At 61.2% G+C, this 16677-nt stretch carries 16 protein-coding genes and 1 pseudogene; 7 read left to right on the top strand and 10 right to left on the bottom strand.

All coding sequences use genetic code 11. The annotated features are described in order from the left end of the window. Nucleotides 1-183: 183 nt before the first annotated feature. Together B2Y33_RS01360 and B2Y33_RS01355 are read right to left on the bottom strand one after the other, a co-directional pair. Nucleotides 184-1110, bottom strand: coding sequence for a hypothetical protein (locus B2Y33_RS01360; RefSeq protein ID WP_206405094.1), 927 nt, complete (start codon nt 1108-1110; stop codon nt 184-186). 148 nt (nt 1111-1258) lie between these two features. Next, nucleotides 1259-2110 (bottom strand): annotated as a pseudogene (locus B2Y33_RS01355) (magnesium chelatase domain-containing protein); the annotation flags it as partial. Between the two features lie 232 nt (nt 2111-2342). On the opposite strand from B2Y33_RS01355, the gene B2Y33_RS01350 reads away from it, so the two are divergent. After that, a complete protein-coding gene (locus B2Y33_RS01350) occupies nt 2343-4352 on the top strand; it encodes a DUF4034 domain-containing protein (RefSeq protein WP_206405095.1) in 2010 nt (669 codons plus the stop codon). Between the two features lie 35 nt (nt 4353-4387). Here B2Y33_RS01350 and B2Y33_RS01345 read toward each other — a convergent pair whose 3' ends face one another. Then, nucleotides 4388-4645, bottom strand: a complete 258-nt coding sequence (locus B2Y33_RS01345; protein ID WP_027913405.1) for an accessory factor UbiK family protein — start codon at nt 4643-4645, stop codon at nt 4388-4390. A 363-nt stretch (nt 4646-5008) separates the two neighbouring features. On the opposite strand from B2Y33_RS01345, the gene glnK reads away from it, so the two are divergent. From glnK to sutA, 3 genes are all read left to right on the top strand, one after another. Next, nucleotides 5009-5347, top strand: a complete 339-nt coding sequence (gene glnK / locus B2Y33_RS01340) for a P-II family nitrogen regulator (RefSeq protein WP_002555808.1) — start codon at nt 5009-5011, stop codon at nt 5345-5347. A gap of 47 nt (nt 5348-5394) precedes the next feature. Next, nucleotides 5395-6726, top strand: a complete 1332-nt coding sequence (locus B2Y33_RS01335) for an ammonium transporter (RefSeq protein WP_059183537.1) — start codon at nt 5395-5397, stop codon at nt 6724-6726. Nucleotides 6727-7243: 517 nt separating this feature from the next. Then, nucleotides 7244-7573, top strand: a complete 330-nt coding sequence (sutA, locus tag B2Y33_RS01330) for a transcriptional regulator SutA (protein WP_023532471.1) — start codon at nt 7244-7246, stop codon at nt 7571-7573. Between the two features lie 77 nt (nt 7574-7650). On the opposite strand, the gene B2Y33_RS01325 is transcribed toward sutA, so the two are convergent. The 6 genes from B2Y33_RS01325 to lptM are packed head-to-tail and all read right to left on the bottom strand — an operon-like array spanning nt 7651 to nt 12273. After that, nucleotides 7651-8346, bottom strand: a complete 696-nt coding sequence (locus B2Y33_RS01325; RefSeq protein WP_027913406.1) for an HAD family hydrolase — start codon at nt 8344-8346, stop codon at nt 7651-7653. Next, nucleotides 8346-9242, bottom strand: coding sequence for a tyrosine recombinase XerC (gene xerC, locus B2Y33_RS01320; protein ID WP_206405096.1), 897 nt, complete (start codon nt 9240-9242; stop codon nt 8346-8348). Before xerC ends, B2Y33_RS01325 begins: the two co-directional genes overlap by 1 nt. Then, a complete protein-coding gene (locus tag B2Y33_RS01315; RefSeq protein ID WP_023532867.1) occupies nt 9242-9952 on the bottom strand; it encodes a DUF484 family protein in 711 nt (236 codons plus the stop codon). The genes xerC and B2Y33_RS01315 overlap by 1 nt, the downstream gene beginning before the upstream one ends. Nucleotides 9953-9965: 13 nt before the next feature. Further along, nucleotides 9966-10796, bottom strand: coding sequence for a diaminopimelate epimerase (gene dapF, locus B2Y33_RS01310; RefSeq protein ID WP_027913408.1), 831 nt, complete (start codon nt 10794-10796; stop codon nt 9966-9968). A gap of 4 nt (nt 10797-10800) precedes the next feature. Further along, nucleotides 10801-12048 carry a diaminopimelate decarboxylase gene (gene lysA, locus B2Y33_RS01305; protein WP_206405097.1) on the bottom strand — a complete coding sequence of 416 codons (1248 nt, stop codon included), beginning with the start codon at nt 12046-12048 and terminating at the stop codon, nt 10801-10803. Between the two features lie 9 nt (nt 12049-12057). Continuing rightward, nucleotides 12058-12273, bottom strand: a complete 216-nt coding sequence (gene lptM / locus B2Y33_RS01300) for an LPS translocon maturation chaperone LptM (protein ID WP_033694875.1) — start codon at nt 12271-12273, stop codon at nt 12058-12060. 244 nt (nt 12274-12517) lie between these two features. Between lptM and cyaY the strand changes: the two genes are divergently transcribed. The 3 genes from cyaY (at nt 12518) to rnk (ending at nt 13701) form a co-directional block, all read left to right on the top strand. Further along, nucleotides 12518-12850, top strand: coding sequence for an iron donor protein CyaY (gene cyaY, locus B2Y33_RS01295; RefSeq protein ID WP_023532439.1), 333 nt, complete (start codon nt 12518-12520; stop codon nt 12848-12850). A gap of 1 nt (nt 12851) precedes the next feature. Next, the gene (locus B2Y33_RS01290; RefSeq protein WP_028686761.1) at nt 12852-13073 is read left to right on the top strand and encodes a DUF1289 domain-containing protein; all 222 of its coding nucleotides are present in this window, start codon (nt 12852-12854) and stop codon (nt 13071-13073) included. A 217-nt stretch (nt 13074-13290) separates the two neighbouring features. Continuing rightward, complete coding sequence (gene rnk, locus B2Y33_RS01285; RefSeq protein WP_023532559.1) at nt 13291-13701, top strand: nucleoside diphosphate kinase regulator; 411 nt, start codon at nt 13291-13293, stop codon at nt 13699-13701. A gap of 32 nt (nt 13702-13733) precedes the next feature. Here rnk and B2Y33_RS01280 read toward each other — a convergent pair whose 3' ends face one another. After that, a complete protein-coding gene (locus B2Y33_RS01280) occupies nt 13734-16589 on the bottom strand; it encodes a class I adenylate cyclase (RefSeq protein WP_206405098.1) in 2856 nt (951 codons plus the stop codon). Nucleotides 16590-16677: the final 88 nt, after the last annotated feature.

Below are 16677 nucleotides of genomic sequence, written 5' to 3'. Positions count from 1 at the left end.
CACTTCCCCCCCCCCCCCTTCATCCTCATTTTTCTCATATAGGTTGAGGAATTAGAGTGTAATTTCGGTTTTCTCATGCATTTAAGTTCTTTGCGGCTGGCATCTGAACTGTCTTGGGTTTTAAGGCGCTCTCCAAGCTCAGTCTACTTGAGTTTAACTAGCGGCTGTCAATGGATTATATTTTTAGGATAAGCAGAAAGCCCCATTTGCACCAGTTATAGGGTTTCCACTCTCTTGCTGGTATAGCCAAGTACTGTGCTCGAGGGATTTGTAAATTGTTCCGATTACATATGTTCTGCGTTTAGTGAGTCCTAAGACGCCGAACGGAAAGGACTCATAAGATGCGAGAAGAACAGTTTTTTCGCTAGTGGGGAATCTTGTAAGAATGAAAGGCGGCCTATTGAGTCCGTTTCGGTGATTTTCGATTCCTGTTTTAATAATGGTTTTATACGGTAGCCGAGCCGCCACCTCGCCTCGAATGTCTTTTGTTATGAAGTCTAGGGTTTGACGCTCTTTATCCGTCCATTTTGGTGTGTTGTCAGTATTTCGTGATTCTCCATTTTTATGTTCTTGTATCCATCTGGCCAAGTCAGAGGAAAATACTGCTTTAGTTAGTTTTTTGGTAGGGCAGAAGAAAAACCTGGTCAGTTCTGCACAGGGAATTATGACGTCGTAATTATTTCTTTTAAGCTTAAGATAGCTGCTGTGACGAAAGAATGCGGGGCGAGGGGGTCTGGGGCCTCCAAGGGATAAATGATTGCGGCGTAACTGTTTTCTGAGCTTGGCTACCACCTTGACCGGCTCAAAAAAAGTCGGTGCTAAATGCTCGCTGAGTTCGCTCGGATCGATGGGTATCCAAGCTCTAATACGTTGCTTAACCAATTCGCCATTTTGGATTTCTGTGTTTGTACTTAGTTTTCGGAATAGGCTCAGTGGGATATTATGATGGCTGAAATCGAATCGCTCTGCGCCACTCTTGTTCTTATCAAAGCTTTCAAAATACATAATGATAGAAGGATCTGAATCTGTATCATTTTCAACTAGGTGGCCGACGCCTTTAACTCTCCAGGTGAGCTTAAGGTCCAGAAAATCGTAGGTTGAAGGCATCATGAGCGAAGGGACTTGGGTGCTTGGCAGCGGTAAGCACTGAGGCACACCCCCGTAGCGCTGCCCTGCTACGGCTTTCAGTCAGCTGGACATTGTCACTTACCGATAGTGTTTTGACAAATATCGATGTTCTTGCCAATTAGCGATGGATCTTACATCCGCCACCCACCAGCGCAGGTCCGGAGGCGGAATGATGAGGGTGGCGAAACGGCCGTTGTGGCCAGCTGTTCAGCGGGGTGTGCCCGCTGACCGACTGGATGGCGGCGACCTCCAGCGCTTCATGCTCATCCAGCGGTGGCAGCAGGCCCGGCAGGCGGCTGGCCAACAAGGTTTTGCCAGTACCTGGCGGCCCGGTGAAAAGCAGGTTGTGCGCCCCGGCAGCGGCCAGTAGCAGCGCGCGTTTGGCCGCCAGTTGCCCCTGCACCTCGCTCAGGTCGGGGTAGGGGCGAGGGTTCAGGAGCAAGCCATTGGCGGCATAGGCAGCTAGCGGTACCTGTCCGTTCAGGTGGGCCACCAGCTCCAATAGATGGCCTACGGCATACACCACCAGGCCACTGGCAAGGCTGGCTTCCTCGGCATTTTCACGGGGCACTACCAGTGCCCGCCCCGCCTGGCGTGCGGCAAGCGCTGCGGGCAAGACGCCCTGTACCGGCCGCAACGCGCCCGACAGTGCCAGCTCGCCCAGGCATTCGAGCTCGGCCAGGGTGGCCACGGGCACCTGGGCATCGGCCGCCAGGATGCCCAGGGCGATGGCCAGGTCGTAGCGGCCACCGTCCTTGGGCAGGTCGGCCGGAGCGAGGTTTTGCGTGATGCGCCGGGCTGGGTAGTTCAGGCCACTGTTGACGATGGCACTGCGCACGCGGTCCTTGCTTTCCTTGACCGTGGTTTCGGGCAAGCCGACCAGTGTGAGATGAGGCAAGCCATTGGCCAGGTGGGTTTCAACGCTGACGGCCGGGGCCTGCACGCCTACCTGGGCGCGGCTGTGAACAAGGGCTAAAGACATGGGCGCTCCATTCGCTGCCAAGACCGCTTCCTGCGGATGGACCCAGCATAGCGAGCCGAGACGGGGCAGGGGATGCCAGTGTGCTTCTGATCATTTCTACCTGTGCACCGCCTAGAAATGGATCCAATAGTTTTGCGCAGCGGCCTTCTTTGGCTTAGTGTTGTTCAAGCAAACCACCGATGCCATGGGATGGCACCGCTTCGACCTTGAAATGGACTTGAGGTATTGCGCTGTGCAAACGCTCACCCACACCCGTGAGGTTATTCGCGAACTGGTTCAGACCAACGCGTTCGCCGAGCTCAATCGCTATTTCGATTCCCTGGAGGCTCGCTGGTACCAAGCGCCCCCGGGCGAGTTCCCGGCCTATCTCTCAGCCGTCGAGAGCCATCTGCTGGTCGACCCGGACCAGGGGGACAGGGCGCTGAGCCAAGTGCTTCGCGCCTGGATCGATGCCTGCCCCAGGGCCTATCACCCGCAGGTCGTCATGGGCTTCTACTGCCTTAGCCGTGCCTGCCAGGTGGACCACGGCGGCGCCCGCACACCGGCACGCTGGCTGGCGATCGAGCAAATGTGCGAAACCGCCACTGCCCATTTACTCAGAGCCTTGGCCCGTTCGCAGCGGCCGGTCGCGGCTGCCATAGGCTTGCAGTTGCTCAGTGCCAGGTTTCGCGAGCCGGGCTGGCTGGTCGAGCTGTTCAATGAGCAGCCAGCCCGCTTCAGGCCCAGTACACATGCGGACGTGGAGGTGCAGGAGGCTGCCGCGCCGTATTTGGTCAGGCATGGCGTGATGCCTTTGGCCGAGCTGCCTCGGATGTTGCCCGATGGACTTGAGCCGCGCACAGAGCGCCAGGAGCCGCAGGCCTATTGGCTGAGCCAGGCACTGACCGCACGGCCGGGCTGCTTCGAGGCCATCAAGGCCCACGCGTTGTATCTATTGCAGGACCGACGTGGGCAAGTCGAGTCCATAGAACGGTTGGTCAATATGCCGGCTTGCCGGGGCTGGAGCGAGCCGTTGCGCAACGCGCTGCGATGGATGGCCGTGGAAGCACGCTTGAAATGCCCAAGTGCCGAACGCCCAAGCGCAGTGGCCAAGTACCAGCAATTGTTCGAAGACTGGGCCGTGCGCCCACTGCGGCCTAGGGAGACTGCCGTATTGCTGGCATGGCGCGGTGCGTTGCAGGCGAGCGTTTGGGGCGACCATGACAAGGCACTGGCCGATTTTACCCAAAGCCTTGCATGCCCTGCCGACCTGGGCGGCATCCAGGCGCTGGGACCACCGCTTCGGCATTTGGTCATCACGGCTTTGACACGCAGCACTGCGCACGAGCAGGCACTGCTCAATACCGCGATTCTTCGCCTGAGCGATGGCCGCTCCCACGCCGCTGCCTGCGCGCTGCGGGCCGCGGGACATCACTTTGGCTTGTGGGGCCTGGCGCGCAGCGGCGATCAAGCCAAACGCTGGCTGACGATTGCGATCAAGCGCCAGCGGGCGGGTCAGGCTCCCGGCCTGAAAATCCTGGAACTGGCCCGCTTGCTCTGGTCCCATGATCGGCATGAGGTTGCCTACTATTTGCTTCAAGGCGGTGCCGAGCAAGCCCTGTCAGGTGCGGCATTAAGCCTGTTCGAGCTTCACCAGGGTGAGTGGAGCGATACCCCTGGGCGATACATGGACTGTGAAGTGGCTGAGCAATGGTTGCTGCGCGCCGTCCAGACAGGGAGTCGCCAGGCCAAATACCGGTTGGCCTGCTTGCAGATGCAAGGGGGGACGAACCTGGGTGATCGAGAAAAAATGCTCGAGGTCAGGCGCCTGTTGATAGACGCCCTGGGCAATGCTCAGACCAATGCCTGCGCACGGTTGCACCTGGGCATATTGCTGCGCCAGTTTGGCCAGCCGCGTGAGCGAGCCGAGGCGGTCGCCTACTTGCTGAGCCTGGTGGAGCACCCGGACAGCGCTATTGCAGCACGTGCCAGTGCCGAGCTGGGGCTTGCCTGGATGCAGGGGCAAGGTACACGCAGGCAAAGCCGCTATGCAGCCATTGAGTGGGTGACCCATGCGGCGAGCCTGCGACCTGGCGACACAGCCATCGAAGACATTCACGCCGAAGTCCTCAATTCGCGCAACAGGGTACGGACGCTGTTCACGCAATACGGCGCCGCGTTGTTCCGGGGCAGCCTACGCCCCAGCGAACTGCCGCCCAAACCTGGCCTGGATCGACCGGCCAGCAGGCTTGAAGCGCGCTGAAAGTCGATAGGAGGCTGGGTCACGCAGCTTTGGTGTCAGCGCTTGCCTTCCAGGCGCGCTTCGAGTTCTGCGACTTGTTGTTCCAGCGCCTCCAGGCGAGCCCGGGTGCGTGCCAGCACCACCATCTGACTGTCGAACTCCTCGCGGCTGACCACGTCGAGCTTGCTCAAAGCGCCTTGCATCAAGGCCTTGAACTGGCTTTCCAGCTCGGCCCGAGGCTGGGTGTTGTCGCTGCTGAACAGGCGCGAGGCCTGGTCGCTCAGGGCGTCGAGAAGGGCTTTGGGCGCGAGCATGAGGGTGTCCACCAGTGTCGAGAAATGGCGGCCAGTGTAGCACGCACCCTTGTGCCTCCCATGACGAGGCGGTGTTGCACGTTTTTCGCGCAAAGCCCGAACCAGCCTCGCACCGTATGGGTGCACAGGTTGAGTGCTGGCGATTAGCCAAAGCTGTAACGTCGGGCCAACCCCCTGATTTCGCTGGTGTTCACAGACCTGGCAAGGTTTCTGCAAAGTGCTAAGCGAGCCATGCACTGATGCAGTTCCTTGTGACCAGGCAGTGCGCATGCCGACGACGCGTTACAAAAGGCAACCGCTGCGCTTAGACTTGAGACGGGTTTGTTTTCCTGGGGCAAGTCCACCAAATCGGGAGAGAGTTTCATGAAGCTAGTCACAGCCATCATCAAGCCGTTCAAGCTGGACGACGTGCGCGAGTCACTGTCGGAAATCGGCGTGCAGGGCATCACCGTCACCGAAGTCAAAGGCTTCGGGCGTCAAAAGGGTCACACCGAACTGTATCGCGGTGCCGAATACGTGGTCGATTTCCTGCCCAAGGTGAAGATCGATGTTGCTATCGATGACAAAGACCTGGATCGGGTAATCGAGGCCATCACCAAGGCTGCCAACACCGGCAAGATCGGTGACGGCAAGATCTTCGTGGTGAATCTGGAGCAGGCGATCCGCATCCGTACCGGCGAGACCGATACCGACGCGATCTAAGCAGCAACACAAGCCTCACCAAACCCAACGCCCCAGGAGAAAACAACATGACTCTGCGTAAGATCGCAGGGCTAGGAGCCCTATTGTCCTTCGTCATGCCAGGGCTCGCCCTTGCAGAGGAGGCCGCGCCAGCACTCAACTCCGGCGACACCGCCTGGATGCTCACCGCCACGGCGCTCGTGCTGTTCATGACCATCCCAGGCCTGGCGCTGTTCTACGGCGGCATGGTGCGCTCCAAGAACGTGCTGTCGGTGATGATGCAGTGCTTCGCCATCACTGGCTTGATGAGCATTCTCTGGGTCGTCTACGGGTACAGCATGGCCTTCGATACCACCGGTATGGAGAAGGGCGTACTCAATTTCAACTCCTTCGTCGGCGGCTTCTCCAAGGCATTTCTCAGCGGCGTGACGCCTGACAGCCTGACCTCGGCCACGGCGCTGTTCCCTGAAGCGGTGTTCATCACCTTCCAGATGACGTTCGCCATCATCACCCCAGCCTTGATCGTGGGTGCCTTCGCCGAACGCATGAAGTTCTCGGCCATGCTGGTGTTCATGGGCATCTGGTTCACCCTCGTCTATGCTCCGATCGCCCACATGGTATGGAGCGGTGACGGTGCCCTGATGTGGGATTGGGGCGTGCTGGACTTCGCGGGCGGCACCGTCGTGCACATCAACGCTGGTATCGCAGGCCTGGTCTGCTGCCTGGTACTGGGCAAGCGTAAAGGCTACCCGACCACACCCATGGCACCGCACAACCTGGGCTATACGCTGATGGGTGCGGCCATGCTGTGGATCGGCTGGTTCGGTTTCAACGCCGGTTCGGCGGCTGCGGCCAACGGCACTGCGGGCATGGCCATGCTGGTCACCCAGATCGCCACGGCTGCCGCGGCATTGGGCTGGATGTTCGCCGAATGGATCGGTCACGGTAAGCCCAGTGCGCTGGGTATCGCCTCGGGCGTGGTCGCTGGCCTGGTTGCCATCACGCCAGCAGCGGGCACGGTGGGGCCGATGGGCGCGCTGGTCATCGGGCTGGCATCGGGCGTGATCTGCTACTTCTGCGCCACCAGCCTCAAGCGCAAGCTGGGCTACGACGACTCCCTGGATGCGTTTGGCGTACACGGCATCGGCGGTATCGTCGGCGCCATCCTGACCGGCGTGTTCGCAGCCCCGGCGCTGGGTGGCTTCGGCGCGGTCACCGATATCGGCATGCAGGTCTGGGTGCAGGCCAAAGGCGTGATCTTCACCGTGGCCTACACCGCCATCGTCACCTACGTCATCCTCAAGGTCCTGGACCTGGTGATGGGGCTTCGGGTCAACGAAGAAGAAGAATCCGTTGGTCTGGATCTGGCGCAGCACAACGAACGCGGCTACAACCTCTAACAACGACGCTGCAGAAATGTGCCCGGCTCGCCGGGCATTTTTTCGTCTTGTGTTTAAGGTCGGCCTGATCAAGCGTGCGCGCAGGGGGCTGGCAAGGCGCTCACAAGCGGCACCTGCTGCCATTTTTTTTGATCACTTGCCCAGCATTTTCACGTGCGCAAACGGTTTATCCCGTCTATTTGTGACACGGGTACAAAACTTACAAAAGTTGGGGCATTCATGGCGCTTTGCTTTTTCTGCGAGCGCGCTAGAATGCGCGCCGAAGGGTGCTGGAACGTACATTCATCACCCCTGCCGGCCTTTGCCAGGCTGGCTAAAAAGCGCGTGGCCCAGCAGGGGTCACAGGTTTTGTGCGGCACTGCCACGTGCAGGCCCACCCGGGTACAGCCGTCCGTCAGATGCGTTGGCCCAAAGGCCGTGGTCGAACCCACGGCCAGTGGAATTTTCACCAGAAGCTGCCGGTCTACGGCAGCACTGGTCTCTAACTAACCTGCTTTTGCACGTCATGAGGTAGAACATGAGCGACGACGATCTGGAAAATGATGACCTCGAGGTCGGTGATGAAGACGAGGCTGATGACGGCCTTGAAGCGGCTGCCGATGATGTTGCAGAAGACGCTGGCGACGACGACAGCAGTCCTGCACCCGCTGCCAAGGGCAAATCCAAGGCGGCTGTCTCGGTAGACGAGATGCCCAGCCTGGAAGCCAAGCAAAAGGAGCGTGATGCCCTGGCCAAGGCCATGGAAGAGTTCCTGTCGCGTGGTGGCAAGGTTCAGGAAGTCGAGGCCAACGTGGTCGCCGACCCACCCAAGAAGCCGGACAATAAATACGGCAGTCGCCCTATCTAAGCGATGCCTTCGAAAAACCCGCCGTCGCTGCGGGTTTTTTTATGCCTGGCTTGCGCAGGGAGGTGCTGTCGGCAAGGTCATTGCCAGCGGGCGAGCACCTCGTGCAGGTGCGACAGGCGCTGAATTTCGGCGTCGGGTGCTTGCTCACCGGGCCACGCCTTGGCCTGGGGGTTGAACCAAACCGCGCGCAGCCCGGCGCGCTGAGCACCGGCAATGTCATCGCGAGGATGATCGCCGACGTGCACCGCTTCGCTGGCAGGCACGCCGCTGCGGCGCAGGGCCTCTACAAACGGGGCCGGGTCGGGTTTGCCGATGCCCAGGTCCTCCGCGCACAAGGCGAAGCGGAAATAATCGGCCAGCCCCAGCCGGCTGACATCGGCATTGCCATTGGTGATGACACCCAGGGCGTAATGCTGGCTCAGCAATTCCAGCATCGGTTGAACTTCCGGGAATATCTCGACCTTGTGCCTGGCCTGCAAGAACACCTCGAACCCCTGCTCGGCCAGTTGCTGTGCCTGCATCTGGCCGTAGCCCACGTCTTCGAGGGCGCGGGTCAGCACGCGGCGGCGTAAGGCGCTGATGCGGTGCTTGAGCTCGGGCTCTGCCAGGACGATCCGTTCTCGGATGGCAAACAGATGCTCGACAGGCACATCGCCCAGTAACGGGGCATTGGCTTGAAGCCAGTCGCGCAGCACGACTTCGGCACTGGCAATGACCGGCGCGGTGTCCCAAAGGGTATCGTCGAGGTCGAAGGTGATCAGCTTGATGTTCATCAGTCGTTGCCTTTGCTGCGTTTGGCCCTGGGATGGGCGCTGTCGTACACCGTTGCCAGGTGCTGGAAATCCAGATGCGTATAGATTTGCGTCGTGCCGATGTCGGCGTGTCCGAGCATTTCCTGTACAGCGCGCAGGTCCTGGGACGATTCCAGCACGTGGCTGGCAAAGGAATGGCGAAGCATGTGTGGGTGCAGATGCTGGCCCAGCTCGCGTTCCCCGGCCACCTTGACCCGCTGTTGCACGGCGCGTGGGCTGATGCGATTGCCTTGCCGGGTGATGAAGACGGCGCGATCCCTGGGGTTGCCGGCGCCGCGCAGGCGGTACCACGCCTGCAGTGCCTCCCGCGCCTTGCGCCCTACCGGCAGCACGCGGGCCTTGCCGCCCTTGCCCAGCACCTGTACCAGGCCACCGGCCAGGTCGACATGGTCGAGGTCAAGGTTGGTCAGCTCCGAAAGGCGAAGGCCCGAGGCATAGAACAATTCGAGAATGGCTTGATCGCGCAGGGCAATGAAATCATCGTCCACGCCGCCATCGAGCAGTTGCAAGGCACGGTCGGTGTCGAGCACCTTGGGCAATCGACGCTCCCCCTTGGGGGCGCTCAGGCCATTGGCAGGATCGTGCTGGCAAATCTTTTCGCGGTTGAGGTAACGGTACAGGCCCCGCACCGCCGATAGCAGCCTGGACAGGCTGCGCGAAGACTGGCCCTGGTGATGCTGGCGCGCGATCAGCTGGCGCAGGTGTTGAATCTGCAAGGCTTGCCAACCACCAATAGCCTGCTCGCTGCAGTACGCCATGACCTTCTCCAGGTCCCGGCGGTAGCCCACAAGCGTGTGCTCGGAGACCTGGCGCTCATTGCGCAGGTGTGCGCAGTAAGCTTCCAGCTGGCGCTCCATCAGCGCACCGGGCGCAGGCTTTGGCTGACGCGGGGGACCACACGGCCCAGCACCTCGGCGATATAGCTCAGGAACAGTGTGCCGACACTGCTCTTGTAATGCTGCGGGTCGCGGCTACCAATGGCCAGCACCCCATGCAGCCCCTGGTGCTCCAAGGTCGCCACCGCGCTGGAGCCCACGTCGCGGCGTTGCTCCTCACCGAACAGAAACGCCAGCTCGTGCTCGCGCAGGCTGCCGCTGACGGTCTTGCCGCTACCGAGCAGCGGGCCGATCGCTTGCTGGGCTTCGGCGTTGCTGACCCAGCGCCCCACCGGCGCTACGTTGTCGCCAAACAGGATCAGGCTGACGAAAGGTACCTGGAACTCCTGACGCAGGCTGTCTTCGACGACCATCACCACGTCTTCCAGCGTGGTTGCATCGAGCAGGTCCAGGATCAGGCGTCTGGTCTTGTCGAACAACCGATCGTTGTCGCGGGCCACGTCCATCAACTGCGAAAGGCGGTGGCGCATCTCGATGTTGCGGTCGCGCAGCAACTTGAGCTGGCGCTCGACCAGCGAAACACTGTCACCGCGCTGGTGGGGAATGTGCTGCTCGACCAAGAGCTCATCATGCTCGGTGAAAAAGGTTGGATGAGCACGCAGGTAGGCGACCACCGCTTCGGCATCGAGCTCAGCGGCCTGCTGGGGTATATCCTTGGGGTGATCGGTCATGACGGTTACTCGCTTAGAATCGAACCTGTCCTTCGTAGACGCGTACGGCCGGGCCGGTCATCACCACCGGCTTGCCTGGCCCGGCCCACTCGATATGCAAGCGCCCGCCCGGCAGGTCAAGTGCGACGGGCGAGTCCATCCAGCCTTGGCTGATGGCCGCCACGGCAGCTGCACAGGCGCCAGTGCCACACGCCTGGGTTTCCCCAGCACCGCGCTCCCACACGCGCAAGTTGCCGCGATGGCGGTCAATGACCTGCAGGAAGCCGGCATTGACGCGCTGGGGGAAGCGCGGGTGGTGTTCGATCTTCGGCCCCAGCTGATGCACAGGGGCGCTGACCACGTCGTCCACGCGCAGTACGGCGTGAGGGTTGCCCATGGACACCGCGGCAATCGAATGCACCTGATCGTCTACCTCCAGCGGGTAGCTCACCGACTGCTCGTCGGCGACGAACGGGATGTCGGCAGGGACGAAGCGTGGCGGACCCATGTCGACACTAACCTGGCCGTCGTTCTGTACGTCCAGCACGATGATGCCGCTCTTGGTTTCCACGCGTATGCGCTTCTTGGCGGTCAGGCGCTTGTCGAGCACGAACCGCGCAAAGCAGCGTGCCCCGTTGCCGCACTGTTCCACTTCGGAGCCGTCGGCATTGAAGATACGGTAGCGGAAATCGACTTCCGGGTTATTCGGCGCCTCGACGATCAGCAACTGGTCGAAGCCGATGCCCGTGTGGCGATCGCCCCACTGCTTGGCGTGCTTGGGCTGGATGTGGGCGTGCTGGCTTACCAGGTCCAGGACCATGAAGTCGTTGCCCAGCCCATGCATCTTGGTAAAACGCAGCAGCATGGGCTTACTCCGGCAGCAGGCTTTCGCCAGCGTACAATTCGGCGATGGTTTCGCGGCGGCGTACTTCGAAAGCCTGGTCGCCGTCGACCAGTATTTCCGCACAACGGCCACGGGTGTTGTAGTTGGAGCTCATCACGAAACCATAGGCGCCCGCTGACTGAACGGCCAGCACGTCACCCTCGGCGAGGTTCAGAACCCGGTCCTTGCCCAGGAAGTCGCCGGTTTCGCAGATCGGGCCGACCAGGTCATACGGGCGACCTTCGCCTTCACGCGGCTTGACTGCACAGATGCCCATCCAGGCCTGGTACAGGGCTGGGCGGATCAAGTCGTTCATGGCCGCATCGATGATGGCGAAGTCCTTGTGTTCGGTATGCTTGAGGTACTCCACACGGGTCAGCAGTACGCCAGCGTTGGCCACGATGTAGCGCCCCGGCTCGAATACCAGCGCCAGGTCCCGATCGCCCAGGCGCGCGCGGATGGCCTGAATGTAATCGGCTGCCAGCGGTGGTTCTTCGTCGCGGTAGCGCACGCCGACCCCGCCACCCAGGTCCAGGTGGCGCAGGTGGATGCCGCACTCTGCGAGGCGGTCGACCAGTACCAGCAAGCGGTCCAGCGCATCGAGGAAGGGCTCCACGGTGGTCAGCTGCGAACCGATATGACAATCGACCCCGACTACGTCCAGGTTGGGTAACTGAGCGGCCCGCACGTAGATGGCCTCGGCATCGGCGATGGCGATGCCGAACTTGTTTTCCTTGAGCCCGGTGGAAATGTACGGGTGGGTACCTGCATCCACGTCCGGGTTGACCCGCAGCGAGACGGGCGCAACCTTGCCCATTTCGGCGGCCACCTGCTGCAAACGCTCCAGCTCATCGGTGGACTCGACGTTGAAGCAATGCACGCCCACTTCAAGCGCGCGACGCATGTCTTCGCGGGTTTTGCCCACGCCGGAAAACACCACGCGGTCAGCGCGCCCGCCGGCAGCCAGTACGCGCTCAAGTTCGCCACCGGAAACGATGTCGAACCCTGCACCCATGCGCGCCAGTACATTGAGCACGCCCAGGTTCGAGTTGGCTTTCACCGCGAAGCAGACCAGGTGTTCGCAACCTTGCAAGGCATCGGTGTAGCTACGGTACTGGGCCTCGATGTGGGCACGCGAGTACACGTAGGTGGGGGTGCCGTGCCGCTCGGCGATTGCCGACAGGGACACCCCTTCCGCGAACAGTTCACCGTCGCGGTAATTGAAGACGTTCATCCGATTCCCTTACTGCTCAGGCGACTGCTCAGGCTCGGACTGCAGCGTGTCTTGCTGCTCCTGGGTCTGTGCTGACTTGGCTTTGGTCTGGTGCTGGTGCGCCGAGTGGGCGTCTTTGCGGTCCTTGCCGTCATCGGGCAGGTACAACGGGCCTTTCTGGCCGCATGCAGAAACGAGGCAGGCAACAGCGACCAGCGCCGCGAGGGAGGAAATCAGGCGCTTCATGGATGAAATCCTTAGAAAAATGCAGTATTGAGCCCGAGTATACCGAGCGACCGGCGGCTTGCCTATGCAAGTACCGGCCCGCCGGGCAGGCTATTCTGGGTGCCGAGCCGCACCTGTTTGCCGTCAGGGCCGCGTTGCAAGCAAAGTGGCCTGCAAGGACCCTGGCTAAACCTTTGCATTCATCGGCAAGCGCCCGTATCGTGCCCGGCTTGCCTGTCACGCCGCCAATTTCGAGGTTCCTGCAATGAGTTTGAGTGAAGCGCGTTTCCATGATCTGGTCGACGCTACCCAGCAGGCGCTGGAAGACCTGTTCGACGAAAGCGGGCTGGATCTGGACATGGAGAACTCCGCTGGAGTGCTGACCGTGAAGTTCGAAGGTGGAGCCCAGCTGATCTTCAGCCGCCAGGAGCCTCTGCGCCAGCTGTGGCTGGCCGATCGGTCCGGCGGCTTCCACTTCGACTATGACGAAGAGAGCGGCAAGTGGGTGTGCGAGAAGAGCGAAGAGCTGCTGGGTGAAATGCTTGAGCGCATCGTGTGGGAGCGAGCCGGCGAAAAGCTGGATTTCGACGACATCTGACATGAGCAATGCACCCGTTCGGCCCCCCAAGCCGCTTTACAGCAACGTCAGCCCAGCGGTGCCATCGCCGTGCATCAGCATCTGCCGCCTTGACGAACAGCGCGTGTGCACCGGCTGTCATCGGCATGTTGAACATATCCGCGAATGGCGCTCTGCCGATGATGAGCGCCGTCGGCAGATCTGCCGCGAGGCCACTGCGCTTCGCGACCTTAAGGCACACTGATAGCAAGGGCTTGAGTATTTGCCCCGCTGTGGTAGTGTCGGGGCTTGCGTCGATGACGCCAAAGCATTCGAAAACCCCGCCTTTGGGCGTAATGCTGGTCACTTAGGGCTGCTCTGCAGCCCAAACACTCTCAAGTGAACAGCACTACGCGCATAGGGCGGGGTTTTGCTTTATCTGTGCATCGAAAACTGCCTGTTCAAAGGAGTCTGACTGGATCATGAGCACCAAGCCTTCCCTTATCCTCACCCGTTTGGATGTACAACGTCTGGAGCGTCTGCTCGATAGTCTCGACGAAAGTACCCCTGGCGTGCTCGCGCTCAGCGGCGAGCTCGACCGCGCCGAGCAGGTGGTGGGGCATGATGAGGTGCCGGCAGGTGTGGTGACCATGAATTCGCGCGTGCATTGCCGCGAGCTAGCCAGTGGCAAGGACTACCATTTGACCTTGGTCTACCCCAAGGATGCCGGGCCAGACGGCAAGGTCTCGGTCCTGGCGCCCATCGGCTGTGCCTTGCTCGGGTTGTCGGTGGGTGAGCAGATCGACTGGCCGGCGCCAGGGGGCAAGACCCTCAGGCTAGAGTTGCTGGAAGTCGAGTATCAGCCGGAAGCGGCGGGCGATTTCGACCTGTAGTGCTTTCAACGCACCTGTGGCGTGGCCAGTGCCTAAGCCTGGCCAGCCAGCACCTGCTGTAGCCCCTCATTCAAGGCCTGCTCAAGTGTCCGCTTGTAGTTCAGGTAAACCTGCGTCGTGGCCTGGCGGCCATCGGGTAACCCGGAAACATCCAAGTCGGTGATGTAGCACCGATACAGGCCTGCACTTCGCCGCTGGGCGATGATTTCTCGTGCCACCACGCCATACAGGCTCGGCCCATGGTCGAGCTCGGAGAACTCCTGTTGTTCGCAGAACAAGGTCACGTGCGTGGCACCGTCGGTGTCGGCGTGAATCATGGCCTGGACGTCGTAGTAGGGCTGCACGTTCCCCGCATCCGGTGCCGCCCTCTGCTCCAGGCCCCGTGCCCTGGCTGATCCAGACCCAAGCAGCTGCGCGTACACGATGTCCAGGCGTGCTGCTTGCCTTGCACCATAAGGCAACTGCGCCTCGCGTCGGCGCAAGACCGAAGCCAGAAAGCGGTGCAGCGGCAGCAGAAGGTGAGGTTCGTCCTGCAACGGCACGCGCTGGTGCCACAAAGCGTTGCATTCATCCAGCACGTAGAGCTCGGCCCAGCTGTCGAACAGTCGATAGAAGACCTGGACGCAGTCGCGGCGGCCTTGCTCGAGCACAAGGCCCACATCGGTGTCCGGCAGCGCATTGGCATCCAGGCACACGGGGCTGTAGGTACTGCGCTCCTGGCCCATGAACGTGAGTAGCGCATCATGGTCGTCAAGGCTCGTGAGGACGACCTTGCCCTGGAGCCACTCCAGCACATGAACCTGGTGCGCCACCTGCACCAGGTAACGGCCAGGAACGTCCTGTGCGTGCAACTGCCGCGCAGTCTTGAAGAGCTCGGCCACACGCTGACTGATGGCCTGCGCCCGGTGCTGGGCAAAGCAGTGCGCCCGCACATTGGGCCAGCCGCTTGCCTGTTTCGGCAGGTTGATGAAATCGCGCAGGCATCGCATCAGCGCATGCTCGCCGTCGTAGCGATGTACCAGCACCTCGTTCCAGGAGTTGACCGTGACCTGGTCCACTGTCAATACCAGGTTTTCCCGCAGGCCACCGTAGCTGAGCGAGTCGGTACGCTCGGTGGTCAGCAGGATATCCAGCTCACGGTGGTGGGGCAGGGGGTCAATGCCCACGTTGATCAGCAGCAGCACATCGTCGGCGACGCTTGGCTGCAACAGGCTCACCTCGCTGACGGCGGGCAGCGGCAACACGATGAGCTGCTGCAGGCTCGCGAGCAGGCCCTGCAATTCAGGCTCTTTCAGATCGCTGATACCCGGATGAAGCGCCAGTCGTGTATGCCTGTCTATCACGCCATTGCAATGGGCCCAGACCAACAGCTCCACAAGGTGCCAGCAGCGCTTGATCGGGTTGGCGAGTTCCATTTCATGGCCATGCAGGTTGCCGCTGTAGAGTGCCCAGGGGTGGCCACCTGGCGCTCTGCGGCTGGGTGACTGGGCCAGCGTCACGGTTTGCTCGGCCAGGTCGCAGGCACGGTCGCTCTGGAGGATTTCCACCTTGTCCGCACGGCGCTCGAATGCTGCCTGCAATCGCCGTCCCAACAGGTTGAGCTCGCGCAAGTCGGCGCGGCTGGTCGCGTCATGTGTGCGCGCGAACTGCACCAGGAACCGGTAGCTGCGGCTGAGCTCGGCCACCCGTTCTCGGCGCTCCATGGTAACCTGGTGCACGCCCCAGCCAGGGCGACCATCGAGCAGGGCCAACTGCGCGCCTCCCCATCCCCACTCGTCGGTCAGGCTGCGCAGCAGGCGGCGTTGCCAGCCTTCGGCGCGGCCCTGTTCGCTGAGCTTGCTGTTCACTTTCAGGTACAAACTGCGCCGCACCAGTTCCAACCGAGCCTGCTCACGGCGTTGCATCAGGTAGCGCTCGATCCGTCGGTAGACCATGACGTAAGGATCGAGACGGTCAAGGTCGAGCTGATTGGCGAAGACCGCTTGCTTGTAGTCCAGGCTCAGGCAACGCACGGCGGGGTATTCGCTGGCATAGGCTTCGGTCAGCAGCAACTTGAGCAAGGACTTGTGAGGGGCATCGATGCCCTTGAACAGCTGCCAAAGCCCGGCGCCGACGAATTCGTGGCCTGGGATCTGCGCCAGGTGGCCCAGGTCCAGGGCTTCCCCAGGGCGTACGAAACGCTTTGCCAGCAGGGCTTGGGCGTAGGCCGGATAGCCGCTCTCCTGGTCGGGCGGCACCAACCACCACAGCGGCGTCCGCCCTGCCAGCCAAAGGGTCGTGCGGTAGAACTCGTCCAACAGAAGATAATGCTGCGTAGTGCCGCAATCGTCGGTGCCGAGTTGGCCTGTGCGCTGGCCCTGAGCGAACCCCTGGGTGTCAATCAGAAAGATGTGCGTATCGGCGCCCTGGCTCGCGGCCCAGGTTTCCAGCAACTGGCATTTGCGCTGTAGTGCCTCCAGCGCTTCGCGCTCCAGGTCGCTGGTATGGCATACCCATACATCGATGTCGCTGTCCTCAGCCTGGGCAAGCGTGCCCAGGCTGCCGATTAGAAACAGCCCGTCGATGGGGCGTGGTGAGGTGTTGTCGCGGGCTTTGTAGCTGAAGGCGCGTGCCAGGCGCTGAGCTTCGAATACCTGATCGGCGCTTGGCTCGAAGTCGCAGATGCCTGCCGGCGTCGTCGACGAAACATAGCCGGGCAGTAGCGGATGATTTACATGGAACAGCACGGGCAGCACCGTCAGGACCTGCTGCTGGCGGGGGGACAAACCGGCCATTGCTCGCTGCAGGCGGCCTGCGTTGATCTGTAGGTAGCGCCCACGCAAGTTGGCCAGCAGCTTACGGTCGATCCCGTTGTCCAGGCCCAGTTGGATCTCGTCGGGACAATTCATTTTGCGCTCATCAGTCCGCTGAAGCTGGGGCGAGTGTAGCCTGAACGGCACGGCTCACACAGGCTCATTCAGTTCTGGGGCTATTTGC

The organism is Pseudomonas sp. UBA5666, from assembly GCF_002420785.1.
Taxonomy (GTDB): Bacteria; Pseudomonadota; Gammaproteobacteria; order Pseudomonadales; family Pseudomonadaceae; genus Aquipseudomonas; species Aquipseudomonas fulva.
This window is presented reverse-complemented; position numbering and strand designations above follow the sequence as displayed.